This is a genomic window from Vibrio sp. Y176, assembly GCF_033438945.1.
Genome location: NZ_JAWOQS010000902.1, coordinates 1 through 572 on the forward strand (window position 1 = coordinate 1; position 572 = coordinate 572).

Genomic DNA, 572 nt, shown 5'->3' on the forward strand with positions numbered 1-572 from the left:
CAATAAAGACGACCAGGACTATGCGCAGAGAATTGTTGATTTATACATTACTGACAACATCAGCGATATCGAGATCAGCGTATCCACCAAAAAGTGTGAATACAAAGATGGCTGTGTTCAACGGAATAATGAGCTATCACCATTTGCTGACTTCACCGTTGTCGCGACTGCGGAGCATGACTCGTGGATCTCACACAACGAAATTGGTGTAGAACCCAAGTTCAAGGTCTCTGGTGACTCGATTACGAGAAAATACCTACCTCAGCCAGTTGATATCTACTTCATATTGGATACCAGTCAATCGATGAGTAACCCATGGTATGGTGAAAGAAACAAGACTCAAATGCAGGTCGTAAAAGATACGATTACCAGAGTCGTTAAAGAGTTGGAGAACTTCAAAACCGGTCCGGATAAGAAAAGTCGAGTTGCGCTTTTAACTTATAACGCCTACAACGCAAAGTTCGATAAAGGCGCTGGTCGAGTGAAGTTATACGATTATGCAAGTGAGTTTTCTCACACTGAAGCGTCATTTGAAAGCATCGTCGATAAGATGTTTGATAAGTCTGTAGTAG

The 572-nt window shown here is 42.1% G+C and carries 1 protein-coding gene; it reads left to right on the plus strand.

Going from position 1 to position 572, the window contains the following annotated elements:
• Nucleotides 1-572 (plus strand): VWA domain-containing protein (locus R7O13_RS29320; protein WP_318305518.1); only part of this gene is annotated, 572 nt, incomplete at both ends.